This window comes from Sphingomicrobium arenosum (assembly GCF_026157085.1).
Classification (GTDB): domain Bacteria; phylum Pseudomonadota; class Alphaproteobacteria; order Sphingomonadales; family Sphingomonadaceae; genus Sphingomicrobium; species Sphingomicrobium arenosum.
Genome location: NZ_JANPVN010000001.1, coordinates 1,986,770 through 2,009,322 on the forward strand (window position 1 = coordinate 1,986,770; position 22,553 = coordinate 2,009,322).

Annotated in this window: 26 protein-coding genes; 11 read left to right on the forward strand and 15 right to left on the reverse strand. The window is 64.0% G+C overall.

All coding sequences use genetic code 11. The annotated features are described in order from the left end of the window. Positions 1 to 15: 15 nt before the first annotated feature. Positions 16 to 1,620, reverse strand: a complete 1,605-nt coding sequence (locus NUW51_RS09955; protein WP_265587363.1) for an AbgT family transporter — start codon at positions 1,618 to 1,620, stop codon at positions 16 to 18. Positions 1,621 to 1,859: 239 nt separating this feature from the next. On the opposite strand from NUW51_RS09955, the gene thiC reads away from it, so the two are divergent. From thiC to NUW51_RS09975, 4 genes are all read left to right on the forward strand, one after another. Next, positions 1,860 to 3,743 carry a phosphomethylpyrimidine synthase ThiC gene (thiC, locus tag NUW51_RS09960; RefSeq protein ID WP_265587364.1) on the forward strand — a complete coding sequence of 628 codons (1,884 nt, stop codon included), beginning with the start codon at positions 1,860 to 1,862 and terminating at the stop codon, positions 3,741 to 3,743. Between the two features lie 23 nt (positions 3,744 to 3,766). Next, on the forward strand, positions 3,767 to 4,846 hold the full coding sequence (locus NUW51_RS09965; RefSeq protein ID WP_265587365.1) for a hypothetical protein: 1,080 nt from the start codon (positions 3,767 to 3,769) through the stop codon (positions 4,844 to 4,846). Further along, positions 4,843 to 5,973: a Druantia anti-phage system protein DruA gene (locus tag NUW51_RS09970; RefSeq protein WP_265587366.1), complete on the forward strand. Its 1,131-nt coding sequence runs from the start codon at positions 4,843 to 4,845 to the stop codon at positions 5,971 to 5,973. Before NUW51_RS09965 ends, NUW51_RS09970 begins: the two co-directional genes overlap by 4 nt. 220 nt (positions 5,974 to 6,193) lie before the next feature. Continuing rightward, positions 6,194 to 6,517, forward strand: a complete 324-nt coding sequence (locus NUW51_RS09975; RefSeq protein WP_265587367.1) for an HPF/RaiA family ribosome-associated protein — start codon at positions 6,194 to 6,196, stop codon at positions 6,515 to 6,517. Between the two features lie 238 nt (positions 6,518 to 6,755). Here the strand turns inward: NUW51_RS09975 and NUW51_RS09980 are convergent, their stop codons facing one another. The 3 genes from NUW51_RS09980 to NUW51_RS09990 are packed head-to-tail and all read right to left on the reverse strand — an operon-like array spanning position 6,756 to position 8,133. Continuing rightward, on the reverse strand, positions 6,756 to 7,202 hold the full coding sequence (locus NUW51_RS09980) for a YaiI/YqxD family protein (protein WP_265587368.1): 447 nt from the start codon (positions 7,200 to 7,202) through the stop codon (positions 6,756 to 6,758). Positions 7,203 to 7,247: 45 nt separating this feature from the next. Next, positions 7,248 to 7,676 carry an OsmC family protein gene (locus NUW51_RS09985; protein WP_265587369.1) on the reverse strand — a complete coding sequence of 143 codons (429 nt, stop codon included), beginning with the start codon at positions 7,674 to 7,676 and terminating at the stop codon, positions 7,248 to 7,250. A 46-nt stretch (positions 7,677 to 7,722) separates the two neighbouring features. Further along, complete coding sequence (locus NUW51_RS09990) at positions 7,723 to 8,133, reverse strand: pyridoxamine 5'-phosphate oxidase family protein (protein ID WP_265587370.1); 411 nt, start codon at positions 8,131 to 8,133, stop codon at positions 7,723 to 7,725. Positions 8,134 to 8,324: 191 nt separating this feature from the next. On the opposite strand from NUW51_RS09990, the gene NUW51_RS09995 reads away from it, so the two are divergent. Then, entirely contained in the window at positions 8,325 to 8,843 is a 519-nt protein-coding gene (locus NUW51_RS09995; protein WP_265587371.1) for a hypothetical protein, read from the forward strand. Between the two features lie 7 nt (positions 8,844 to 8,850). Here NUW51_RS09995 and NUW51_RS10000 read toward each other — a convergent pair whose 3' ends face one another. The 3 genes from NUW51_RS10000 to NUW51_RS10010 form a co-directional block, all read right to left on the reverse strand. After that, on the reverse strand, positions 8,851 to 9,588 hold the full coding sequence (locus NUW51_RS10000) for a SpoIIAA family protein (protein WP_265587372.1): 738 nt from the start codon (positions 9,586 to 9,588) through the stop codon (positions 8,851 to 8,853). Between the two features lie 82 nt (positions 9,589 to 9,670). Beyond that, positions 9,671 to 10,261, reverse strand: a complete 591-nt coding sequence (locus NUW51_RS10005; RefSeq protein ID WP_265587373.1) for a hypothetical protein — start codon at positions 10,259 to 10,261, stop codon at positions 9,671 to 9,673. Between the two features lie 207 nt (positions 10,262 to 10,468). Beyond that, positions 10,469 to 10,981 carry a hypothetical protein gene (locus NUW51_RS10010; protein WP_265587374.1) on the reverse strand — a complete coding sequence of 171 codons (513 nt, stop codon included), beginning with the start codon at positions 10,979 to 10,981 and terminating at the stop codon, positions 10,469 to 10,471. Positions 10,982 to 11,093: 112 nt separating this feature from the next. Here NUW51_RS10010 and NUW51_RS10015 point away from each other — a divergent pair, with 112 nt between their 5' ends. Beyond that, a complete protein-coding gene (locus NUW51_RS10015) occupies positions 11,094 to 12,356 on the forward strand; it encodes a hypothetical protein (RefSeq protein WP_265587376.1) in 1,263 nt (420 codons plus the stop codon). On the opposite strand, the gene NUW51_RS10020 is transcribed toward NUW51_RS10015, so the two are convergent. Continuing rightward, positions 12,353 to 12,682: a DUF962 domain-containing protein gene (locus tag NUW51_RS10020; protein WP_265587377.1), complete on the reverse strand. Its 330-nt coding sequence runs from the start codon at positions 12,680 to 12,682 to the stop codon at positions 12,353 to 12,355. The two genes, NUW51_RS10015 and NUW51_RS10020, sit on opposite strands and share 4 nt — an antisense overlap. A gap of 91 nt (positions 12,683 to 12,773) precedes the next feature. On the opposite strand from NUW51_RS10020, the gene NUW51_RS10025 reads away from it, so the two are divergent. Next, complete coding sequence (locus NUW51_RS10025) at positions 12,774 to 14,129, forward strand: NAD-dependent succinate-semialdehyde dehydrogenase (protein ID WP_265587378.1); 1,356 nt, start codon at positions 12,774 to 12,776, stop codon at positions 14,127 to 14,129. Between the two features lie 60 nt (positions 14,130 to 14,189). Here the strand turns inward: NUW51_RS10025 and NUW51_RS10030 are convergent, their stop codons facing one another. Beyond that, entirely contained in the window at positions 14,190 to 15,668 is a 1,479-nt protein-coding gene (locus tag NUW51_RS10030) for a S41 family peptidase (protein ID WP_265587379.1), read from the reverse strand. A 127-nt stretch (positions 15,669 to 15,795) separates the two neighbouring features. Beyond that, on the reverse strand, positions 15,796 to 16,332 hold the full coding sequence (locus NUW51_RS10035) for a peroxiredoxin (protein ID WP_265587380.1): 537 nt from the start codon (positions 16,330 to 16,332) through the stop codon (positions 15,796 to 15,798). An 82-nt stretch (positions 16,333 to 16,414) separates the two neighbouring features. On the opposite strand from NUW51_RS10035, the gene NUW51_RS10040 reads away from it, so the two are divergent. Then, the gene (locus tag NUW51_RS10040) at positions 16,415 to 16,990 is read left to right on the forward strand and encodes a hypothetical protein (RefSeq protein ID WP_265587381.1); all 576 of its coding nucleotides are present in this window, start codon (positions 16,415 to 16,417) and stop codon (positions 16,988 to 16,990) included. Here the strand turns inward: NUW51_RS10040 and NUW51_RS10045 are convergent. After that, complete coding sequence (locus NUW51_RS10045; protein WP_265587382.1) at positions 16,921 to 17,571, reverse strand: 1-acyl-sn-glycerol-3-phosphate acyltransferase; 651 nt, start codon at positions 17,569 to 17,571, stop codon at positions 16,921 to 16,923. The genes NUW51_RS10040 and NUW51_RS10045 overlap by 70 nt on opposite strands. A 148-nt stretch (positions 17,572 to 17,719) precedes the next feature. Here NUW51_RS10045 and NUW51_RS10050 point away from each other — a divergent pair, with 148 nt between their 5' ends. Further along, positions 17,720 to 17,950 (forward strand): hypothetical protein, encoded by a 231-nt coding sequence (locus NUW51_RS10050; RefSeq protein WP_265587383.1) that lies wholly within the window; start codon positions 17,720 to 17,722, stop codon positions 17,948 to 17,950. 90 nt (positions 17,951 to 18,040) lie between these two features. After that, positions 18,041 to 18,625, forward strand: coding sequence for a fasciclin domain-containing protein (locus tag NUW51_RS10055; RefSeq protein WP_265587384.1), 585 nt, complete (start codon positions 18,041 to 18,043; stop codon positions 18,623 to 18,625). Positions 18,626 to 18,737: 112 nt separating this feature from the next. Here the strand turns inward: NUW51_RS10055 and NUW51_RS10060 are convergent, their stop codons facing one another. After that, positions 18,738 to 19,394: a 5'-methylthioadenosine/S-adenosylhomocysteine nucleosidase family protein gene (locus NUW51_RS10060; protein WP_265587385.1), complete on the reverse strand. Its 657-nt coding sequence runs from the start codon at positions 19,392 to 19,394 to the stop codon at positions 18,738 to 18,740. 110 nt (positions 19,395 to 19,504) lie between these two features. Further along, positions 19,505 to 19,651, reverse strand: coding sequence for a hypothetical protein (locus tag NUW51_RS10065; protein WP_265587386.1), 147 nt, complete (start codon positions 19,649 to 19,651; stop codon positions 19,505 to 19,507). A gap of 190 nt (positions 19,652 to 19,841) precedes the next feature. Between NUW51_RS10065 and NUW51_RS10070 the strand changes: the two genes are divergently transcribed. Beyond that, positions 19,842 to 21,626: an SLC13 family permease gene (locus NUW51_RS10070; RefSeq protein WP_265587387.1), complete on the forward strand. Its 1,785-nt coding sequence runs from the start codon at positions 19,842 to 19,844 to the stop codon at positions 21,624 to 21,626. Positions 21,627 to 21,728: 102 nt separating this feature from the next. Here NUW51_RS10070 and NUW51_RS10075 read toward each other — a convergent pair whose 3' ends face one another. Beyond that, complete coding sequence (locus NUW51_RS10075) at positions 21,729 to 21,914, reverse strand: PspC domain-containing protein (RefSeq protein WP_265587388.1); 186 nt, start codon at positions 21,912 to 21,914, stop codon at positions 21,729 to 21,731. A gap of 268 nt (positions 21,915 to 22,182) precedes the next feature. Then, on the reverse strand, positions 22,183 to 22,431 hold the full coding sequence (locus NUW51_RS10080; RefSeq protein WP_265587389.1) for a hypothetical protein: 249 nt from the start codon (positions 22,429 to 22,431) through the stop codon (positions 22,183 to 22,185). Between the last annotated feature and the right edge of the window lie 122 nt (positions 22,432 to 22,553).

Genomic DNA, 22,553 nt, shown 5'->3' on the forward strand with positions numbered 1-22,553 from the left:
CGCCGCTCCCTCGCCCTAGCCGCCCGGCGTGTAGAAGGTCGGGCTTCCCGGTCCCACCGGCAGGCCGATGACGAAGGTCCAGACGTAGAAGAAGATGCTCCACGCGGTCAGGAAGAAGATCGTATAGGGCAGCATCATCGCGATCAGCGTGCCGACGCCCAGGTCCTTCTGATAGCGCGTCGCCCAGGCGAGGATCAGCCCGAAATAGCTCATCATCGGGGTGATGATGTTGGTCGTGCTGTCGCCGATCCGATAGGCCGCCTGGATCGCCTCGGGCGCATAGCCGATCAGCATCAGCATCGGCACGAAGATCGGCGCGGTCACCGCCCACTGCGCGCTCGCCGAGCCCAGCGACAGGTTGATGATCGCGCACAACAGGATGAAGGCGAAAAAGACCAGCGGCCCCGTCAGCCCCGTGTCGACGAGAAACTGCGCCCCCGTCACCGCCGTGATCGCCCCGAGGTTGGTCCAGCCGAAAAAGGCCACGAACTGCGCCGCGAAGAACACCAGCACGATGTACAAGCCGAGGCTCGACAGCGCCTTCGACATCGCATCGATCACGTCGCGGTCGGTCTTCATCGTTCCCGCCGCGCGCCCATAGGCATAGCCGATCACCACGAAGAAGATGAAGATCCACACCACGAAGCCGTCGAAGAAGGGCGAGTCCATCCGGTCGCCATCCTCGGGATTCCTCAGCACCCCCCATTCGGGCACCAGCGTCAGCGCCATCAGCGCCAGCACGCCGACCAGCGCGATCCCCGCCCAGCGGAGTCCCTTGCGCTCCTTGTCGTCCAGCGGCTCCATCATGTGATCGTCGAGGATCGTCGGATCGGCTTTCGACTTGTCGTAGGCCCCCAACTGCGGCTCGACGATATAGAGCGACACGAGGCTCCCGATCGCGGCGATGAGGAAGGTCGAGGCGAACATGAAATACCAGTTGGCCGTCGCCAGCACGGTATAATCGCCATCGATCAGCTGCGCCGCCTCCTCGGTGATCCCCGCGAGCAGCGGGTCGACCGTGCCGATCAGCAAATTGGCGCTATATCCCCCCGACACCCCGGCAAAGGCCGCCGCCATGCCCGCCAGCGGATGGCGCCCCAGCGCATAATAGATCGCCCCGCCCAGGGGGATCAGCACCACGTAACCGACCTCGCTCGCCGTGTTGGAGATGATCCCCGCGAACACGATCGCCACCGTCACCAGCTTGGGCGGCGCTTTCAGCACGAGGCTGCGCACCGCCGCCGACAACATCCCTGAATGCTCCGCCACGCCGACGCCCAGCATCGCCACCAGCACCACGCCCAAGGGCGCGAAACCGGTGAAATTGTCGACCAGCCCGGTAAAGATGCGCCGCACCCCGTCGCCATCCATCAGGCTCACCGCGCGGATCATCCCGTCGGCCGCCACGCCATTTGCGCCTTCGGGCCGGGGGTCGACCACCGCCACCCCCATCCAGCCCATCAGCCCCGACAACAGCACGATCCCCAGCGCCAAGAGCGCGAACAGCGTCACCGGATGCGGCAGCAAATTGCCCAGCCACTCGACCCCGTCGAGAAAGCGCGAAAAGGCATTCTTCTTGGCGCGCGCCTGTTCCTGCGGCGGGATGGGAAATTCGTTCATGGGGGACTCCGGGGGGAAAGGTCGCGCCAGCCTAGCGACTCCGCCTTATTCATCAACCGCCAAGCCGAACCCTTCCCAAACGCCCCCGCGCCTCCTACACAGGAGCCATCCCCGGGGAGCCAGTGCTGGCTGAGAGGGGCAGGTCACGCTGCCCGACCCGTCGAACCTGATGCCTGAAAAGGCCGTAGGGAGTGGAGCGCGGCGCCCGCGTGTCCACTCCACCATTGGAGACTAGACACATGGCCGACCGCGACCCCAACCTTCCCAACGCCGGCGAATTTGGCGACCAGCGCGGCGGCGCGCTCGCCGTCACCACCGGCCCCATCCGGGGCTCCAAGAAGATCCATGTCGAAGGCAAGGGCGGCATCAAGGTCGCCATGCGCGAAGTGCACCTCGAACCCACCAGCGGCGAGCCCCCCGTCCCCGTCTACGACCCCTCCGGCCCCTACACCGACGCGAACGCCACCATCGACATCACCTCGGGCCTCCCCGAACTGCGCCGCGACTGGATCCGCGCCCGCGGCGACGTCGAGGAAAAGGCCCAGCGCACGGTCAAGCCCGAAGACAATGGCCAGCTCGGCCCCGATCGTTCGGGGGGCGTCGACCCCTTCCCCAACGTCCGCCGCCAGGTGCTCCGCGCCAAGCCCGGCCATAACGTCACCCAGATGCACTATGCCCGCAAGGGCATCATCACCCCCGAGATGGAATATGTCGCCATCCGCGAAAACCTCGGCCGGAGCCAGAGGCTCGATCGGGCGACTGATGGAGAATCGTTCGGCGCCTCGATCCCGCCCATCGTGACCCCCGAATTCGTCCGCGAGGAAATCGCCCGCGGCCGCGCCATCATCCCCAACAACATCAACCACCCCGAGAGCGAGCCGATGGCGATCGGCCGCAACTTCCTCGTCAAGATCAACGCCAATATCGGCAACAGCGCGGTCGCCTCCGACGTCGCTTCCGAAGTCGACAAGATGGTCTGGGCGATCCGCTGGGGCGCCGACACGGTCATGGACCTCTCCACCGGCCGCAACATCCACGACACGCGCGAATGGATCATCCGCAACTCGCCCGTCCCCATCGGCACCGTCCCCATCTACCAGGCGCTGGAGAAAGTCGGCGGCGTGGCCGAGGACCTCACCTGGGACATCTTCGCCGACACGCTGATCGAACAGGCCGAACAGGGCGTAGACTATTTCACCATCCACGCGGGCGTGCGCCTGCCCTACGTCCCCATGGCCGCCAAGCGCGTCACCGGCATCGTCAGCCGAGGCGGCTCGATCATGGCCAAATGGTGCCTCGCCCATCACCGCGAGAGCTTCCTCTACGAAAAGTTCGACGAGATCTGCGAGATCATGAAGGCCTATGACATCGCCTTCAGCCTTGGCGATGGCCTGCGCCCCGGCTCCATCGCCGACGCCAACGACGAAGCCCAGTTCGCCGAACTCTACACCCTCGGAGAGCTCACCAAGAAAGCGTGGGAACAGGATGTCCAGGTCATGATCGAAGGCCCCGGCCACGTGCCGATGCACAAGATCAAGGAGAATATGGAAAAGCAGCTCGAGGCCTGCGACGAAGCGCCCTTCTACACGCTCGGGCCGCTCACCACCGACATCGCGCCCGGCTACGACCATATCACCAGCGCCATCGGCGCCGCCCAGATCGGCTGGTACGGCACCGCGATGCTCTGCTACGTCACCCCCAAGGAGCATCTGGGCCTCCCCGACCGCGACGACGTAAAGGTCGGCGTGGTGACCTACAAGCTAGCCGCCCACGCCGCCGATTTGGCGAAAGGCCACCCCGCCGCACAGGTCCGCGACGACGCGCTTTCCAAAGCCCGCTTCGAATTCCGCTGGCGCGACCAGTTCAACCTCTCGCTCGATCCCGACACTGCCGAGCAATATCACGACCAGACCCTGCCCGCCGAAGGCGCCAAGACCGCCCACTTCTGCTCCATGTGCGGGCCGAAGTTCTGCTCGATGAAGATCAGCCAGGAAGTGCGCGAATTCGCGGCGAAGCAGAACAGCGCGCTCGGCGAACAGGTCCTCGATGGCGAGGAAGCCGAGAAGGGCATGGCGGAAATGAGCGAGCGCTTTACAGAAAAGGGCGGTAAACTCTATCTCTAGTTTTCTTTAAACGAAAGTTGAGCATGTCCCATTCCACGCCCCTCATCCTGCTCTCGTCTGGATTGAGAGCACGCTATCGTGAGGATGTCGTTCGCGCGTTAGCACTGCCAACTGGTAGGAAACTTCAATTCCGATATCGAAAAAGACACATTGAGTCCGCGCTTGTAAAAAACCTAAAGTCTTTGACCGGTCGGACGGTTTTTATTTGCTACCTGGAATGCTCTGATCCCAATCGTCAGATTCGTTTGCTTCCAGTGAGAAGTGCTAAAATTGGTGCGGTCGAAGCGGCGGGGGAGAAGTTCATATTTACTCTCATTGTCGAGAAGTACTTCTCTTCTCCAAATGATGCCGCGAAGCTGATTGAAGCTGACAAAAAGTTTAAGGTCCCGGCTTGGAAAACTCCGGCTGATGGAGGATCGACGTACGCGTCTGGGCTCTGGGCACAGGGTTCAGAGCTTTCTTTGAGCGACTTCGAACTCGTAAAGCATAACCGAGACGGTGGTCACTTGCTGGCTTTCGAAAATACTGCGGTTCAACTCGGGGCAACATCAGATTTCTCGTCAGTCGAAGAACGGCTGTTCTTCAATCTCGTTGCGCTTGAGGAGGCAGGTAAGCGATATGAGTTTGGTCCTTCGCCAACCTTCAAGCGGAATGGTGTTCAGTCGGTTCTGATCCACCATTTGACCCCCAATATGCCTACCGGTCCGGAGGCTCCCACTCTGTTTCTTAAGTATGCTGTGTTCGGTCACGGCCTTGAGCCCATCCACGGCAACTTATTAAAAATTGATAGTGAATACGACCTCAAACGTCTCAGACTCGATGTAAAAAAAGGAGTACGTGACACTATCAACTCCCTATCTATAGGAAGGACTTCTGCATCGAAACCAGACGAATTGCAGGACTCTGAGGTTGAGGTCGAGATACGTGTACGAAGCAGTCAATGGAAGGTTCTGCTGAATATCCTATTCATCATGTCAGGGATCGCAGCTGCAGGTATTGTTGCCGCCGGAAGCTCACTGACCCTAAACAAAGCACTCTTAATTCTTTTCGCCGCTTTCATTGCGGCCGCCTCGAGCGTTTTAGGTTATAAGACACGAGCTTGACCTTTCAGGACCACAGAGAGGCCTTCCGAGAATGTTGGGCGAGGGATGTAAGCGGTGCCCGCGTCGCTGATGGGCCCGACAGGTCAATCGTCCACAAGGCATACGCTCAGAAAATTATCGAGCGAGCTCGCCGGGAATCCGGGTTCTTCGCGCAAACTAAGGGTTTATTTCAATCGTACATAGCACAAGGTTCTAGCGTCAGTCCCGAACGAATTTGTCCAAGACTTGTCATCGTGACTGACAATTTTGAAAAGAAGCTTTTCCGGGCAGCCACATCGTATTGGTCGATCCCCGTCTCACAGGGGTTTGGTCGCCGGATTCGATTCTTAGTCATTGATGAAAATACTGGCTGCCTAATTGGCATTTTCGCAATTGGAGACCCAGTATTCAATCTGGCAGCTCGAGATAGGTATATCGATTGGACTTCGGACCAGAGGGTCTCCAGACTTTCATGCGTGATGGACGCGTATGTGCTGGGCGCCCTCCCGCCATACTCTAGCATTCTCGGAGGAAAGCTGGTCGCGAGTTTGGTCCGCTCGCGCGAAGTGTCTCAAATCTTTGACGCGAAATATGGCAATCGAGAAAGCATCATCTCGGGTAGGTGCAGTTATAATCGCTTGGCTATGGTTACGGTAAGCTCTGCCTTTGGCAGGTCCTCGTTGTATAATCGACTAAAATTAGATGGAGATTGGATCTTCCGCTCGGTGGGTTACTCAAAGGGGTGGGGGCATCACCACGTGACCGAAGAAGCCTTTGACCTCGCAAAGAAACTCTTGTCGGCGAAGCAGTCAAATACGCTTGAAACTTACGAGTTTGGCAAGGGGCCGAATTGGAAAATTCGGGTTCTAAGAGAAGCGATGAAAATTGCGGGTATAGCTAGGAATGAACTGCTCCACGGAATTCAAAGAGAGGTCTTCGTCTCGGAGTTCGGCGCTAACACTAAAGCCTATTTGTGCGGCCTCGAACATGAGCTCGACAACGAGTCTCTGTCGTCGGTCGAATGCATTACAAAATCGAGCTTGAGGCGGTGGGTGCTACCAAGAGCGGATCGCAGAAAGGATTTTGTTCTTTCTTCACCGCACGCCACAGTTCGCCAAATTGAACGCAACCTTTCACTCTCGGGATAATGAGCGCGAGGGCGGCCTCGCGCCGTCGAAGCTGTCGGCGCCAAAGCGCCGCAGCCCGGCCGTGTCGGCGCGGCTCTTCGACGCAGCTTTCGCTCGCTTCGCTCCGCTCTTGCTGCGCTCGGCGCGCCTTCGTGCAACCGCCGCCCTTCCTCGCGCTTTGTCCTTGCGAACCCCGCCGCGTCACCCCCGGCGCGGGGGCAAGAAGCGTAAGGAACCCGACATGCAGTTCATGTTCAACACCGACAATAATATCGACGGCACGCAGGAAGTCGCCGAGCGCATCGAGACCGGCATTCGCGGCACGCTCTCGCGCTTCGAGGACCAGCTCACCCGCGTCGTGCTCCATGTAAATCAGGAAACCGACGAGCATTACACCGCCTCGCTGGAAGCCCGCATCGAGGGCCAGCAGCCCCAGGCCGTCACCGCCGACGGCGGCAGCGTCGACGGCGTCGCCATGGAAGCGGGCGAGAAGATGGAGCGCCTGCTCGACAGCCACTTCGGCAAACTCGAAGCCCGCCGCCCCCAACCCGACACCATCGGCTAGGTGCCGGCGGCACGATCCGCCGACTTGGGCGGCGCCCGCGTGGCGCCGCCCCTGTCCTACACGCGCCCCGCGATGTTATGACGGGCAAGGCGCCACCCACGCCCCCGCTCTTTCTCCCCGTCGCCCCCCGCCCCCGCCCGCAATGCAGCGACCCCGCAGCGGGCAATTTCAGACACTTAGCCGCAAAAAGTTCCATAAGTGGACAAAGTGGACAAACCCCCGATTTCGTCCAACAGCGCTACCCGCGCCGCGCCACCAACACCCGATCCAGCGCCTGCAGGAACCGGCTCCGATCCGTCTTCGTGAACGGCGGCGGCCCGCCCCCGATGCCGTCCGCCCCCGCACGCAAATCCGCCATGATCGCCCGCGTCGCGATGGCGCTACCGATATTCCCCGCATCGAACGGCTTGCCGTTCGGCGCCAGCACCGCCGCGCCCGCCTTGAGGCACCGCTCGGCGAGCAGGATGTCCGCGGTCACCACCACCGCCTCCGGCCCCGCCTTATCCGCGATCCAGTCGTCGGCGGCATCGAACCCATCGCTGACCACTACGCGGGACACGTCGGGATGATCGGGCACGCGCAAATGGCTGTTCGCCACCACCACGACCTTCGCGCCGTGCCGCCACGCGACCTTGTAGATCTCGTCCTTCACCGGACAGGCATCGCCATCGACTAGGATCATCATGCGCCCCTCCATGCCCGGCCCCACCCGCCAGCGAAAGCCCGCGCCTTATTTGAGCGTCGCGTCCAGGGTAATCTCGCAATCCAAGAGCTTGGACAGCGGGCAATTCTCCTTCGCCTCGCCCGCGATCTTCTGGAAATCCTCATCGCTGATCCCCGGCACCGCCGCCTCCAGCGTCAAGGCCGACTTGGTCACCGTAAACCCCTCGCCGTCCTTCTCCAGCGTCACCTCGCACTTGGTATCGAGCTGTCCGTCCTCATAACCCGCCTTCGCGAGGCCAAAACTCGTCGCCATGGTGAAACAGGAAGCATGCGCCGCCCCGATCAGTTCCTCGGGATTGGTCCCCGGCGCATCTTCGAACCGCGTGTTGAACCCATAGGGCTGCGCGTCGAGCGCCCCGCTCTCGGTCCAGATATGCCCCTTGCCATCCTTGCCCAAGCCCTCATAGCGCGCCGATGCGTGATTGATGGTCGCCATCTCTTTGTCTCCACTTTCGAAATAAATAGTCGGCGGTATCGCCTTTTCAGGCGGTCCACTCGCCCTCCTCGCGGCCCTTCCACCAGGCGATCCGCTCGGGCGTCAGCTCGATCAGGATCAGCCCCTCGGTGTCGAGCCCGTCCTCGAACCAATTGTCGAGATCGGGCACCCAGTGCTTCTCGTGCACCGCCCGGTCGCGGTGGAGCTTCCCGCGCCCTTGGACCGCGACATAGGTCTCCTTGCCGGCATAGGTCGCGCCGCAGCGGTCGTCGGCCCTCAGATCATTGTCGATCCGCCCGTCGTCGGTGCTGAAATAATAGGTCGTGCCGTCATCGGCGACATCCTTGTTGTTGGACATCGGCCGCGCCGCGATATCGCCGCCATCGGTCTTGGTCACCAGCATCGAGATATCGATGCCCTTCATCATGTCGATCAACTTGTCGTCGGGGCGTGTCATTTTCTGTCTCCACAGCTATGTTTCGACTTCAACAGACGAGGTAAGCCGAAGGTGCCCCGGCCAGGATTATTCGTGCCCCCAATGCGACGCCTTCGTCCACATCACCGCCCCGCGCTTCAGGCCCGCTTGACAGGCAGCCGCCCCATTTTAGCATCGCCACCACGTGACGCGCCGGGCCCGGGGGAGTTTGCATGATCAGGATTTGTTTGTTCGCCGCGAGCCTTTCGCTCGTCCTTGCCGCCTGTGCGGGCCCGCCCGATTATCCCCAGCCGACCGAGCGCGACGCGCTGGCCGCCTACAAGAATGGCATCCGCGCCGACCTCGCCGTGCCGCTGCCGCCCGATCCGAAGGTCGGCGGCACCGCGATCGGCGACACGCCGGGCGAGGCCTATGCCAAGACGGTCACGACCTTCGAATATGAAAGCTTGCGCGGTGGCCGCGAGATCCTGCGCCGCCGCCTGCCCGCCATCCGCAAGGTGCGCCTCGGCGAATGCACCGGCGCCCGCGTCAGCCTCGACCGCGTCCAGGACTATAGCCACCACCGTCTCGCCGATGTGGACCGGGCGTGGGAATGCGCCTTCACCGACGAGGTCGACAGCGCCCGCGGCCGCGTCGCGGCGAACGGGACCGCCTATTTCTACCGCGCCGACGAAAAGTGGCTGATGGCCACCTTCCGCAAGGGTCGCGGCAGCTACGAGCGCGTGCGCTAGCCCGCGCTCAGCGCTTCACCCAGGCCTTGGCTTCCTCGAGGTCGGCGACGTCGAACAAGCGGCTGTCCACGTCCCACAGCGGCGCGAACAGCTTGGCCGCGCGGCGCACCCAGCCGATGTCGGTGACCAGCGCGATGCGCTTGAAATTGCGGACATGGCCCAGCCCGAACTTGGCATCGGCCCACGCCGCATCGGGGCTGTAACCGGCATAATCATCGTCCATCACGACCAGCATCTTGACCGCCTCGCGATCCTCCAGCCGCGCCTCGATCATCGGGATCAGCGTTTTGTCATAATCCTCCGCCGTGATGACGCCGACGAGCCGCACCGCGACCACGTCGCGCGGTAGCCCCTCGATCTCCTCGAAGCGTCCCGGGTCATCGCCCTGCGCCGTGGCCCACGCCACCGCCTGCTCGGCCTTGTCGGCAGGGAAATGCCGTACCCTCGTCTTGGTGAAGGCATCGGCGATGCCCGGCATCATCGCGGCAAACACGCCGGACCCCACCACCGCCACCTTGGGAATGACTTTCTTGTGAACCGATACGAAATGGAAATGCCGCGCCATCGCCGCGACGCTTTCCCAGTGCGGCACGGCGTCCAGCATGATGACGAGGCTCGGCACCACGTCATGCGTGTTGATGCTTCCGTCGACCGCCTTCTCCAGCGCGTCGAGATCGGACGTGTTGAGCGCCCCCTCGGGCGTCAGGATCGCGACCTTGGGGTCGGACAGGTCGATGGTCAGCATGGCATCCTCCTTTGAGCATGCCATTGCTTCTATCCCGTCATGCCCACGCGCGCCTTGATCAGGGTCAAGCGCTTGAAAAGCATCAGCTTCCCCAATGCGGCGGCGGCGATGCCACCGGCTGCGTCAGGTCGAATTCGGCGCGGAAATGGCGCCCCGTCGGCCGCTTGAGTTCATAGGCGAATGCGCGGTCCGAGATGTCCATCGCCCACACATTGACCACCGAAGCGTCCAGCCCCTCGGTCTCGAACAGCGCGATGCTCTCCTCGTCGACCGGAAATGACTGCCGCGCCGCCGTGCCTGCCACCTCGCTCGTGCCGCCATACATCGTCACCGCGTCGGGCGATCCATCCTCGTGGCGGTGGTCATGCTTCAATGCGAGACGGTCGGCCCCGATCCGCGTCACGACCCAGGTCCGCGACCGATCCTCGCCGACGGTGAGCGGGATGCGTATCTGCTCGTCGCTGCAGTCGGCGACATGCATGACGAGCGGCTTGCCGTCCCAGTCGCCGCTCCCACCCTCGTCGACCACTGCGCGCCCGGCATAGGCCTTGCCGCAATGCGCGCTCAGCGTCTCGAAGAAGCGCGCCGCGGGGACCTCCTCCACCGGCGCCACGCTGGCGCATCCCGCCAATGCCGCCACCCCGATCGTCGCGATTGCCGTCATCCGCATCATCCGCTCCTGTCCTACAGTCGGGGTCGCATGATAGGCTCCTCCCGGCTCCTGCCAACCGCTCTTTGATCCTGTCCGCACCCGCACCTGTCATTCGCCGCCACCAGGGCGCCCTCTGGCGACCCGTGTGGCGCGATTTCAAGGACTTGCCCGGAGAAAGTTCCACGAAGTGGACAAAGTGGACACTGTTCGGATTTCCTCCAACAGCCGTCAGGCGAAGGGCCGATGCGCCCCCAGCCCGTGCCGCGCGATGCCGCTCACCCGCTGTGGGCGCGCCGTCAGGACGAGCACGCCCCACATGGCGACCGTCACGCCCCACAGGAGAAGCTTGGGATTGACCTCGAGATAGTTGAGGAACAGTCCGCCATGGAGCGCCAGATAGGCGAAGATCAGTGTCACCCCGCGCCGACGCGCGCCGCGCCACCAGCTCATCGCCCCCGCGACCAGCACCACACCCATCGCCATGATGACGAGGAAGTAGCTGGCAGGCGTGAAGGCGAAGACCAGCGCCCGATCGGCGCGCTCGGCGAGGAAGGGGGCGACCTGCGCCAACCCCTCGGCCATCTCGCCCGTCGCCGTCCACCAGCCGTTCGCCGCCGCGAACATCAGCGCACCCACGCCGACCCGGACCAGTCCGAAGAGGAAGAAGAACAGGACGATGGCCCCGACGAGGAGGCGCTGGAGCGAAAGGCGCGGCGCGCGCTGGCGGGCAAGGCTGGTCATGCCGTCCTGCTAGGCCGACACACCATCGAGGACAAGCCCGATCGGCCCTCGTCCACCCTTCCTTAACCTCGCCGATTTACCCCGGACACAACGAAAATTGCGTGCGGGTGGAATGATGGGGCGAGAGGAACGACTAAACGTCGACCGGGCGGCGATGGCGGATGCCGTCAACCACCCCGGCTATGTCCACATCCCGAGCGCCCAGACCGAGGGCGTTCGCTCCTACCGCGAACCGCCCGAGCCGCATCCCGCCCAGCTCACCTATCTCACCCCCGAGGGCGAGCATCAGTTCACCGAGCGGCTGCGCGGCCTGCTCATCGACGGACGATTCGACGAGGCCGCCCGCGTCCTCGAGGAAGCGCTCGCCCCCTTCGACGGCAAGATCGCCCGCCTGTGCAAGGCGACGCGCATCGAGGATATCGTCATCGAGGGCTGGGAAGACCTCGACGAGATCATCGCCGAATTCGAGGGTCCGCCGATCACTGCCATCACCGCGGGGCTGGGCAACGAACCCGACCTCGTCTTCGACCTCACCAAGGAGCATGAGCCCACGCTCATCTTCGCGCTCTATTCGGACGATGTCTTCGATTTCTCGCGGCTCGACGATGCGCAGCTCCTCGACCAGTGCATGAGCGATTGCCCGGGCTGGGTCGGGCATGAGGAAGACGTGGAATTCTACGTCAACATCGAGGGCCTCGCCCCGCTCAACACCGCGCTCATCCACTGCAAGCATTTGCATTTCCTGCGCGACGGGCGTGACGGGGTCGAGGGGCGCGCGCCGGGCGGCTATGTCGAATATCAGCTCGGCTGCTGGTGGCGCGCCACCCGCTTCCTCCAGGCGGTCGATGCTAAGGTGCGACAGGTCGGGTTGCCCAAGGGTGTGCGGCTCATCACCGGGCTCATCGGCATGAACGCCGACCTCGCCACCCTGCTCGGCCAGCGCCGCGCCCCGGCCCCTGCCGCCGCGCCGTCGGTGCTCGCGACCAAGGGCGGTGCGGGCGGCGGCGCGGGCGAGGACGCTTTCGCCACGCTGACCATGAAGAAATGGGTGCCCAAGCACGATCCGCTCGCCGATATGGAGTCGGGCTCGAGCCTGCGCCAGCGCATCGCCGCGAGCGAGGAAGCGCCGGCGCCCGACGCCGCGCCCGCACCGACTCCGATGCCCGCTCCCGCAGCGCCGATCACGGCAAGCGCTCCGGCCTATCGAGGCGCCGCCGCGCAGGAGCATATGATGGCCTCAGCTCCGGTCGCCCCTCCGGCAACCGCGCCCGATGCCTCGGTGTTCGATCCGCTGCCCGAACCGGTGGCCGAGCCCGCCCGTCCGCGCGGCGGTTTCCTCGCCCGCCTGTTTCAGCGCCGCAAGAAGAAGAACTAGGCGACCCCCGCCTTGTCGAGCTCGGGCTTCAGGCGCCCGGTCAGCCACAGCCACCACATCTTAAAATCGGCTGCCAGCGACCAGAGCGGATAGGTAAAGGTCGCGGGCCGGTTCTTCTCGACGAGGAAATGGCCGACCCAGGCGAAGAAATAGCCCGCCAGCGGCAGCGCGGCGAGCAGCAGCCAGTGCCCCGTCACCGCGAACAACACCGCCAGCGCGACCGCCAGGCTGGTCCCGAAATAATGCAGCGCCCGTGTCCGCGGCTTCGAATGCTCGCGCAGGTAATAGGGCCAGAAATCGGCAAAGCTGGTGATGGGATCAGCCATGCGCCGCACCCTGCCAAGTCGGCGCGCCCCTGTCCATCGAGGGAACGACCGGCAGTCGGCCCCGTTCGATGACATGCGAAAGGAAGCCTCCATGCTCAAGAGCGTCAACCCCGTCACCGGCGAGACCATCGCCACCCACGAACCGCTCGACGAAGCGGGGATCGACGCCGCGCTGGATCGCGCGCACTCGGCCTATGCCGATTGGCGCACGAGTTCGCTCGAGGCGCGCTGCGACCTGCTGCGCGCCATTGCAGGACGCTTCGAGGCGGACCGCGACGCCATGGCCGAGATCGCCACCCGCGAGATGGGCAAGACGCTGCGCGAAAGCCGCGCCGAGGTCGACAAATGCGCCAGCGCGCTGCGCCATTTCGCCGATCATGGCCCCGCGATGCTGGAGCCAGAGCCGATCCCCGGCGGCAAGGGCGAATTGCGCTGGCTCCCCATCGGCCCGGTGCTCGCGGTCATGCCGTGGAATTTTCCCTATTGGCAGGTCGTGCGATTTCTCACCCCCATGGTGCTGGCGGGCAACGTCGGGCTTCTGAAGCATGCCAGCAACGTCCAGGGCGTCGGCAAGGCGATCGAGCAGGCGGTGCAAGAGGCGGGTGCGCCGGACGGCCTGTTCCAGAACCTCGTCATCGGCTCCAAGCCCATCGCCGGCATCATCGAGGACGATCGCGTTCGCGCCGTCACGCTGACGGGCAGCGAGGGGGCCGGACGCGCGGTCGCCGAAACCGCCGGGCGTGCGCTCAAGAAGGTCGTGCTCGAACTGGGCGGCTCGGACCCCTTCATCGTCATGCCCTCGGCCGACATGGAGGCGGCGGTCGAGACGGCGGTCAAGGCGCGCATCCAGAATGCGGGCCAGAGCTGCATCTGCGGCAAGCGCATGATCGTCCACGCCGACATCTACGAGGACTTCGAGGGCCGTTTCATCGAGGCGATGCTGGACGTGAAGGCAGGCGACCCGATGGACGAGGCGAGCGACATCGGCCCGATGTCGAGCGAGGAACAGCGCGACACCGTGCTCGACCAGCTCGAGAAGGCGATGGAGGCCGGCGGGCATCTGGTCGGCGGCGAAAAGAAGGACGGCCCGGGAGCCTATCTGAGCGCGGGCGTGCTGACCGGGCTCGAACCCGATGGCGCGATGCAGGACGAGGAGTTGTTCGGCCCCGTCGCCATGCTGTTCGAGGCAAAGGACGTGGAGGATGCTATCCGCATCGCCAACATCACGCCCTATGGGCTCGGGTCGGCCGTGTTTACCGAGGACGAGACGGAGGCAGAAACCTTCATCACCGGCCTCGATGCCGGCATGACCGCAATCAACCAGATGACCGCCTCGACCCCCGAAGCACCCTTCGGCGGCGTCAAGAACTCGGGCCACGGCCGCGAACTGGCGCGCTTCGGCCTGCATGAGTTCATGAATTTGAAGAGCGTCTTTCGCAAAAGTTGAAGGGCCGCCCGCTCGGCTTGAGCGGACGGCCCTTCGCTGACCTTCGCGGTCCCGCTAGTGCTAGCGCAGCGGGCCGTACAGCGCCTGTTCGGCGAAGGTCGGGTTCTTCGGCATGAGGATGATCTTCTCGCGCTTGGCGAGCGTCGTCTGGCCGGAAGACGCCGACATCGGCGTGCAGACCGCCTTGCCCCCCGCCATGTAATCGAGTGCCTCGGCGATCGAATCCTCGCGGGCATCGCCCATCGGCAAGGTGTAGTCGTCAGGCGCGCGGCAGGTCACCGGATAGGTATCCGCCAGCCCGTCGAAATAATCGCCGACGCCATCGGCATTGACCGTCTTGAAGGCGATGACGCGCAGGCGGTCGTCGCAAGCCTCGCGGTCGATGGCGATCTGGCCGACCGCCTTGCCGTAGGTGTTGGAGCCGACGAGCGCGGTATTGTCACCGAAATAGGGCGGGAAGGCATTGGCCAGCAATTCGCTCGCCGAAGCGGAGCGGTCGGTGGTGATGAAGGCGAGACGGTTCGGCTGCAGCTGCTGCGTTGTCGTCTGGAAATATTCCTTCTTGTCCGCCTCGGTCACGTTGTAGTTGCGCAGCACGCCGTCCGAATAGATCGTCTCGCTGAACAGCTCGCCGTTGAGCCCTTCAGACAGGAGGTCGCCGAAATGTTCGGCGACATCGACGAGCCCGCCGCCATTGTAGCGCAGGTCGACGACGATCTGGTCGACACCCGCGCTGTTGAATTCGGCGAAGGCGCTGCTGAGCTGGGTCTTGGCATTGCTGGTCGCGAAGGTGCGCAGGTTGACGTAGCCCACATTGCCGATCACTTCGACGCCGTAGCGCTTCGATACCGGATCGAGGCTATATTCGCTCGCCGTCAGCGTGACCGTCTGCGCCGGCAGATAGCTACCCGGGTTGGAATAGTCGGCGGGCTGGAATTCGACCACCGTCTGGGCACCGTCCTCGGCAGGGAAGAGAAGGTCGATCAGCGTGCCGTTATTGTACGCCGTGACCGGGTCGGTCAGCGTCGCGGCGGTCCGCCCGACGCGCTTGATCAACGCACCGCGGTCGATCCCGGCCTGCTTGTAGGCGGGGCCGTTCTCGAAGGTTTCGAGGACGATCAGCGCATTACCCGCCTCGAACGAGGGACGCCAGCCGAAGTCCTGGTAGGTCGCGTTGGCGATCTGGGCTTCTTCCTCCTCGATCGAGCGCACATAGGTGAAGCCCGCCTTGTCCAGTTTCTGCGCATAAGCAGGTGCCAGCAGCGCCTCGATATAGCTTTGCAGGGTCGTGTAATTGTCGGGATTGACCGTATCGTCGACGAGGTCGGGATAGAGGTAATATTCCTTCAGCGTCTCGAGCACCCATTCCTTACGCGCCGAAAGCGAGCAGCTGGTGCCCGAAGTCGGGGGCGGGGTGACGACGCCGCCGCCGCCATCGCCGCCGGAACGCGGCGGGGTGGTGGTCCCACCGCTGCCGCCGCCGCAGCTCGCCAGCATGGTGCTGGCTAGAACCAGGCCGAGAAACTTGTCCGCTCGCATATGCTTTACTCCGTCCAAATGCCCCGCTCCCCTGCCGTACGGAAGGCAGGATGAAGGACAAAACCCCATGAAAATCAATGCACTGTTAAATTTGCGCGGCTGAACCTAGCGTTTCCAGCGCGTTCGTCTAGCGCTTGGCCATTTCTTCCACGGCCTGCAGCGTTTTTGCCACATGTTCGGCATAGTCCATTTCCGAATGCACCATCGCCACGCTGCCGTCCTGCGCGATGACATAGGAGGTGCGGTTGGCGACCGGCACCACCGCGCCGATTCCAGCCAGCTCGACATCATAGGCCGCGAGGAGGTCGGCGGAGGCGTGCGCCATCGGCACCTTGGAGCGGCACACGTCGGTCGAGAAGCGCGCCAACGTATCCAGATCGTCGGTCGACAGGCCGATCACCCGCGCGCCAGCGGCCTCGAAGCGAGGCATCGCGTCGGCGAAGGCCTTGCTCTCCAGCGTGCAGCCCTTGGTGAAGGCCTTGGGAAAAAAATAAAGCACGACCGGTCCGTGGCGCAGCTGCTCGGCGAGATGGACGCGGAAGGTCTTGTCGCCGAGCATGCCCATCGTCTTGAAGTCGGGCGCGCTCGTCCCGCTCGCCAGTTGGGCCGGGAGCGGCCCCACAACGGCCATCGCCAGCGCGGCGCCCAGCAGCATTTTCTTCATCCTTGCGTCCCTTCGCTTGCATCGAGCAACCTTTGGCGGCTGCCCATGCGTTGTGTCTGTTCGAACGAGCCGGGAGACTGTCATGATCCATCGCCAGCGCCTAGCACGGATTTCGGCCGTAGCGCCGCTGCTTGCCCTGACGCTAACCGGCTGCGGCGACGCGCGGCAAGACGATGCCCGGACGACGCGCCTCGAGGGCCAGCCGACGGCGGCGCCCGAGGAGGCGCTCGGCACGGGCGAGGAGCAATTGGTCGCCCCATTATCGCCCGTCGGCGCATCGCAAGGCTGGACGGTCGAACAGTCGGCCGGCGGCGCGCGGCTCGTCTACGACCCGCTCGATCCCGCCGACGACACCTCGCTCGACCCGGTCCTCGTCCTGACCTGCACGGGCGGAGGGCACCTCATCGTGCGCCTTCCCCGTGTCGCAGCGATCGGCAGCGAGGAGCGGCTCAGCATCGGCTCCGGTGACAATGTGGTGGCGCTCGTCGCGGACACGACGCCTGAGCGCGGCGGCATTGCGGCGCGGGGCGAGGTCCCCAACCGCTTGGGCGCCATGCTGGGTGCTGGCTTCGCCGTGTCCTACGGGGCCTATTCGACCGGCGTATTGCCGCCCGTTCCGCCAGCGAGCATCGATGCCATCCGCTCGTCCTGCAACTGAGGATCGAGCCCGCTACCGTCGGGGAAGAGCACCTGGTCGGGATTTTTGGGATAGAGGCTTTTGAAGAAGCGCATCGCCGGTTCCATATCCTTGTCCATGTCGCCGGTCGGGTGGATGATCGGGCCGAGAATGCCGAGCTTGTTAACGTAGTCGGGACCCGCGCAGACGATCGGTATGCCCGCTTCCTGCGCGATGCGATAATAGCCCGTGCGCCATTCCTGCGTCTTGGAGCGCGTGCCCTCGATCGCGATGACCAGCGCGAAATCCTCGGCCTCCTCGATCTTCTGCACCACCTGCTGGACCATGTTGGCGCGCTTGCGGCGGTCGACCGCCACGCCCCCCATCGCGCGCATGAAGCCGCCCATGGGCCAGCGGAACAGCGTGTGCTTGCCGAGATAGCGCGGGGTGATGCCGAAATGGTCGACCACGCCCAGAAAGACGAGGAAGTCGAAGTTGGAACTGTGCGGCGCGCCCGCGATGATGAACTTGTCGGTATCGGGCAACGAACCGATGACGCGCCAGCCATCGCTGTGGAACCAGCGCAGCGAGGCCCATTTCAGGAGCCGCGCGAGTAGCGACATGGGTTGGTCCTTACGGGTCGCGGAAGCATCGGTCTGGGGCGCGGTCATGCCCCTCAATCGGCGCTGAGTGCCGCTTATGCAAGCCGGAACCGCGCGCGGGGCTGCCGGGTTGGCCTTCGCGAACGACGTGCAATTTACGAGGTAGACCATGACCCGCCTGACCCTTCCCCTGCTCCTGCTCGCCGCGACCGCGGCCTGCGGCAATACCGAGAGTGATGCCGACACTGCGCTCGACCCCACCCCCGATGTCGAGACGTTGCAGAACGTGCCCGACGACTATGAGCCAGCGGTCGTCAACGAAGAGGAAGCCATGACCCAGCCGGTCGCCGAGGATCCCGACCTGTCGGCCACCGAACCCGACCCCGCGCCGGTCGACTAGGCCCTACCTCCTTTGGTCCAAGCATGGAACGCGGCCCCGCTGCGACCCGTTGGTTGACCGATTCCCAACGAATTTTCGGAGAATAGGATTATGAAGACGATCACGCTCGCCCTGATGAGTTCGGCCGCGCTGGCGCTTAGCGCTTGCGGCGACACCGACACGACGGTGGAGACCGAAACCGACACCAACATGCCCGCGAACGAAATGGCCATGGAAGAAGAGCAGGGCGACACCATCGTCGACCTCGCCTCGAGCAACGAGAATTTCTCGACCCTCGTCAGCGCGGTGACCACCGCCGAATTGGCCGAGACGCTGTCGGGCGAGGGTCCCTACACCGTCTTTGCCCCCGACAATGCCGCCTTCGAGAAGCTCGATAGCGCCACGCTCGAAGGGCTGATGACCGAGGAACAGCGTGATCAGCTGACCAACATCCTCACCTATCATGTCGTCGAAGGCGACCTGATGGCTGAAGGCGTCCTGAAGCAGATCGAGGACGCGGGCGGCACGCTCGAACTGACGACCGTCGGTGGCGGTACGCTGAGCGCCAGCGTGGTCGACGGCAATGTCGTGCTGACCGACGCCAATGGCGGCACTGCGACCGTGACGCAGACCGACCTCGACGCTTCGAATGGCGTCATCCACGTCATCGATACCGTGCTGATGCCCGCCGGCTAAGCGCAGCGAACAGCGGTCGGCGTCCCCCCGCTCTTAAGGGTGCGCCGACAGCATGGGCGCCGTCGATCCTTTGGTATCGGCGGCGTCTTTTTGCGTTGAACTAACGGAGCGCTCAGCGCGCGGCGACGAGATCGACGAACCGGTCTGCGGCTTGCGCGGCGCGCACGGCAGCGCGGTTGAGGTTGGTTTGGAAATCGGCCACGCCCGCGCCATCGGCGGCGTCGGACACCGCGCGGATCCCGGCCCAGGGCAGGTCGTGATGGCCCGCGATCTGCGCTACCGAGCCGGTTTCCATGTCGACCAGATCGGCCTCGAACTGCCCGGCAAGTGCCTCGGCCCGGACCTCGTCCTCGATGAAGCTGTCACCGGTCAGGATGGTGGCCGTGGGCAGGCCGAGCCCGGGGTCGGCCATCGCCAGCATCGGTTCCAGCCGCGAAATACCGATTGGCAGCGTGCCGGCACGATAGGCGACGAACTCGTCCTGTCGCCACGCCCCGAAATCATGCTGAAAGGCGTCGGCGATCCAGAACAAGGGGTCACGACGCGGGCCGATCCGGCCCGCCACGCCGAGACTGAGCAGGCAGTCGGCACCGTGAGAAATGAGGCAGGTCGCAGCAAGCGCCGCATTGACCTTGCCGACACCCGCGCAGGCCACGGTCCAATGCTCGCCCTCACGACAGTAGAAGGGCATATCGCGATGCGCATGCCCCTGCCCGGGGCGAAAGCTGTCGGCTTCCTCGAGAAGTCCCGTAATGATGCCGATGCGCATGACACGCGTCCTACAAAAGCCCGCCTGCAGTACATAGCAAGCAAGCGGATCCGTCACACCCCGGTCTTTAAGCGGTGACGCTACGGATTACTAGACTTTTTAGAGAGTTTCTACAGCGCGGGAATGATCCACACCAGCGACATGGCAATGACGATCAGAAGGAGCGAGATGCCCAGCACCCAGCGAGTGATATGCGGCTTGACCGCTCCCGTCGCCTCTTCTTCAGACACATGCACTTCATCGCCCTTGCGATACATAGAAAATTCCTCCGCTATTCAGAATCGAAAACCAGCGAGCCCCGTCATTGGTTGCAAGTAACCACCCCCCGCTTTGGTCCGGGTCGCGGCGGCGGCAGCGAAAAACCTGTATTTTCTCCGATAGCGGGCTAGGATCACGCCGACCGGGCGGCCGCATGCGCCGCCAAGCCATTCGAGGTGCCCTGCTGACGTGTTGAGCCTGCCATCCCTTCACGCCGCCCTCGCGCTCCTTGTCGCAGTGTGCATGTTCGCGGCCTTTGCCTCGAACCGTTTTCGCATCGAGATCATCAGCCTGATGACCATCGGCGCGATCGCGCTGATGCTCTATCTCATCCCCTTGCCCCAGACCAATCCCAAGGACGGCCTCGAGCTCGCCTTCGGCGGGTTCGGTCATACCGCGCTGGTCACCATCTGCGCGCTGATGGTGATGGGACGCGGACTGGTGGTGACCGGCGCGCTCGAGCCCGCCGCGCGGGCGCTCGGCAGCATCTTTCGCATCAACAATCATCTCGGCCTGCTGGTCACGCTGAGCCTCGCCATGTTCGCCTCGATGGTGGTCAACGACACCCCGGTGCTGGTTCTCCTCATCCCGGTCATGGTCCAGCTCGCGGCCGGCGGGGCCATGCCCGCCTCGAAGACGCTCATACCGCTGAACGCCGCCATCCTCATCGGCGGCATGGCAACGACCATCGGCACCTCGACCAACCTCCTCGTCGTCTCCATCGCGGCCGATCTCGGAATGCAGGAGATCCCGATCTTCCACTTCACGCCGATCGTCCTGATGGCCGCGCTCATCTGCCTGCCCTACATCTGGCTGGTGATGCCAAGGCTCTTGCCCGACAACAGTCCCGAGGCCGGGCACGAGCCGCGCAAGTTCATCGCCACCTTGCGCGTCGGGACGGGGTCGAGCTGGCTCGAGCGCTCCTATGACGATTTCAAGGAGAAGCTTCCCGAGACCTTCTCCTTCCTGCGCAACCCCAAGACGCTCCAGCCGGGGCAGCGGCTCGCCGCCTTCGGGACCGCCGATGCACTGCGCGATGCGGCGCGCAAATTGGGCGCCACCGCCGCGCCGCGCTGGCTGATCGAACGGCTAGGGCGCGACAGCGCCGCCAATGGCGAGGACCTTGTCGAGGCCGAAATGGCGGTGTCGGGCGACAGCCGCCTCGTCGGGCGCACGCTCCAGACCGCGGGCATTCGCGGCGTCGCCGTGCTCGGCGTGGCGCAGGCCCCCACCCGCAGCTTCGCCGCCCCGCGCGAGATGAGCGCCGAGGCGCGGTTGGCCGAGGGCGACATCCTCCTCGTGCTCGGGCGCGAAAGCGCGCTCCAGGAATTCGCGCAAAATGACGCCCTGCTGATGCTCGACGGCGCGCGTCCGCTGCCGCGCCGAAGGAAGGCGCTCACCGCCGTGCTCATCATGGGCACCGCCGTGCTCCTCGCCTCGCTCGGCATCGTGCCGATCGCCATCTCGGCGCTGGCGGGCGCGGTCGCCATGTTCGTCACCGGCTGCGTGCATTTCGACAAGGTCGGGCGCGCGCTGTCGGCCAAGGTGATCGTGCTGGTCGCCGCCTCGATCGCCATCGGACGCCTGATCTTCGAAAGCGGCGCGGCACAGTGGATGGGCGAGATCCTCGGCTATGCGATGAGCGGGCTCGCCCCGCCCTTCGTCCTCGCGCTCATCATGCTGTTCGTGACGCTGCTCACCAACTTCGCGTCCAACGCCACGGCGGCGGCGGTCGGCACCCCCATCGCCTTTTCGCTGGCCGGGCAATTGGGGCTCGAGGTCGAGCCGCTGGTGCTGGCCGTCCTGTTCGGCTGCAACCTGTGCTACGCCACCCCCATCGCCTATCAGACCAACATGCTGATCATGGCCGAGGGCGATTATCGGTTTAACGACTATCTCAAGACCGGTATCCCGCTCGTTATCCTGATGGTGGCGAGCCTGTCGGTGATCCTGTCGATCACCTACGGCCTCTAGCCTTCCCATAAGGCAAAAGGCCCGCCGATCGGTCGGATCGGCGAGCCTCGTCGCTCGGCCCGCCCGGCGCCGCGTCGCGCCGGGGGCATGGGGTCGTCGCTCTTATGCGGTGGGAGCGACGAGGCCCGTGATGAAGTAGAAGAGCAGCGCGGTGCCGGCGGAGACGAAGAAGGCGAGCACCCAAGCGAGGCGCACCAGCGTGACGTCGATCCCGGTATAATCGGCGATCCCGGCGGAGACGCCCATCAGCTTGCCGTCATTCTTGTTGATGAGAAACTTGCGGTCCATTGGTCTTGGTCTTTCCTTTTTCAGATCTTGGGTCGGTTAGGCGATCGGAGCACCCGACAAAGCGGCACCGAGAAACAGGCTGGCGACGATGAGCGATCCGGCGATCGACACGAGGACGTCTTTGGCAGCATTTTGAGCAAACATGGTCTTTCTCCCTTTTGGCGAACCCGTCATTGGGCTCACTGGGTACAATGCAGGGAGCGTGCCAAATGAAAAAAGCGTGCAAAATCAATGCACGCCCTCATCATTCCGAATTTTCGGTGGTGTCTTATCCCGATTGTTCGGGAAAATTTCCCAACTCGGTCCGTAGCGCCACGGGGATGGCTTCGATCTTGCGGCATTCCGCCTCGATCCACGGCGTGTCGAGATCGCTCGCGCGCATCAACGCTGCATCGATCGTCGCCTCGCAAGCCGCCTGGCTCTGGAACGCCAACTGGCCCGTCGCGACAGGTTCGCACATCGCGCCACCATCGGCGCAGGCAAAGAGGAGGACGGCGAAATCGAACGGGGACGGCATGAACAAGTCTTTCTGACCAATGGCTTATTTCCATGACGAACGTCGATTGCATCGCCCCGTTCCGGCATTTCCGCAGGCGTAACGAAATGCGGGGGGCCGAAGCCCGCATTGCGATTGGTGCC

Excerpts from the sequence above, each read along its gene's own strand:
- NUW51_RS09985 (WP_265587369.1), bottom strand. The coding sequence starts at position 7,676 with ATGGCGACCATCAATCACGCATCGGCGCGCTATGAGGGCTTGGGCAAG.
- NUW51_RS10000 (WP_265587372.1), bottom strand. The coding sequence starts at position 9,588 with ATGCTGACCATCGACCTGTCCGACCCCAAGGTCGCGATCCTGACGCCC.
- NUW51_RS10025 (WP_265587378.1), top strand. The coding sequence starts at position 12,774 with ATGCTCAAGAGCGTCAACCCCGTCACCGGCGAGACCATCGCCACCCAC.
- thiC (WP_265587364.1), top strand. The coding sequence starts at position 1,860 with ATGGCCGACCGCGACCCCAACCTTCCCAACGCCGGCGAATTTGGCGAC.
- NUW51_RS10020 (WP_265587377.1), bottom strand. The coding sequence starts at position 12,682 with ATGGCTGATCCCATCACCAGCTTTGCCGATTTCTGGCCCTATTACCTG.
- NUW51_RS09955 (WP_265587363.1), bottom strand. The coding sequence starts at position 1,620 with ATGAACGAATTTCCCATCCCGCCGCAGGAACAGGCGCGCGCCAAGAAG.
- NUW51_RS09990 (WP_265587370.1), bottom strand. The coding sequence starts at position 8,133 with ATGACACGCCCCGACGACAAGTTGATCGACATGATGAAGGGCATCGAT.
- NUW51_RS10055 (WP_265587384.1), top strand. The coding sequence starts at position 18,041 with ATGAAGACGATCACGCTCGCCCTGATGAGTTCGGCCGCGCTGGCGCTT.
- NUW51_RS10065 (WP_265587386.1), bottom strand. The coding sequence starts at position 19,651 with ATGTATCGCAAGGGCGATGAAGTGCATGTGTCTGAAGAAGAGGCGACG.
- NUW51_RS09980 (WP_265587368.1), bottom strand. The coding sequence starts at position 7,202 with ATGATGATCCTAGTCGATGGCGATGCCTGTCCGGTGAAGGACGAGATC.
- NUW51_RS10050 (WP_265587383.1), top strand. The coding sequence starts at position 17,720 with ATGACCCGCCTGACCCTTCCCCTGCTCCTGCTCGCCGCGACCGCGGCC.
- NUW51_RS09965 (WP_265587365.1), top strand. The coding sequence starts at position 3,767 with ATGTCCCATTCCACGCCCCTCATCCTGCTCTCGTCTGGATTGAGAGCA.
- NUW51_RS10010 (WP_265587374.1), bottom strand. The coding sequence starts at position 10,981 with ATGACCAGCCTTGCCCGCCAGCGCGCGCCGCGCCTTTCGCTCCAGCGC.
- NUW51_RS10060 (WP_265587385.1), bottom strand. The coding sequence starts at position 19,394 with ATGCGCATCGGCATCATTACGGGACTTCTCGAGGAAGCCGACAGCTTT.
- NUW51_RS10015 (WP_265587376.1), top strand. The coding sequence starts at position 11,094 with ATGATGGGGCGAGAGGAACGACTAAACGTCGACCGGGCGGCGATGGCG.
- NUW51_RS09995 (WP_265587371.1), top strand. The coding sequence starts at position 8,325 with ATGATCAGGATTTGTTTGTTCGCCGCGAGCCTTTCGCTCGTCCTTGCC.
- NUW51_RS10035 (WP_265587380.1), bottom strand. The coding sequence starts at position 16,332 with ATGAAGAAAATGCTGCTGGGCGCCGCGCTGGCGATGGCCGTTGTGGGG.
- NUW51_RS10080 (WP_265587389.1), bottom strand. The coding sequence starts at position 22,431 with ATGCCGTCCCCGTTCGATTTCGCCGTCCTCCTCTTTGCCTGCGCCGAT.
- NUW51_RS10030 (WP_265587379.1), bottom strand. The coding sequence starts at position 15,668 with ATGCGAGCGGACAAGTTTCTCGGCCTGGTTCTAGCCAGCACCATGCTG.
- NUW51_RS10040 (WP_265587381.1), top strand. The coding sequence starts at position 16,415 with ATGATCCATCGCCAGCGCCTAGCACGGATTTCGGCCGTAGCGCCGCTG.
- NUW51_RS10075 (WP_265587388.1), bottom strand. The coding sequence starts at position 21,914 with ATGGACCGCAAGTTTCTCATCAACAAGAATGACGGCAAGCTGATGGGC.
- NUW51_RS09975 (WP_265587367.1), top strand. The coding sequence starts at position 6,194 with ATGCAGTTCATGTTCAACACCGACAATAATATCGACGGCACGCAGGAA.
- NUW51_RS10045 (WP_265587382.1), bottom strand. The coding sequence starts at position 17,571 with ATGTCGCTACTCGCGCGGCTCCTGAAATGGGCCTCGCTGCGCTGGTTC.
- NUW51_RS10005 (WP_265587373.1), bottom strand. The coding sequence starts at position 10,261 with ATGATGCGGATGACGGCAATCGCGACGATCGGGGTGGCGGCATTGGCG.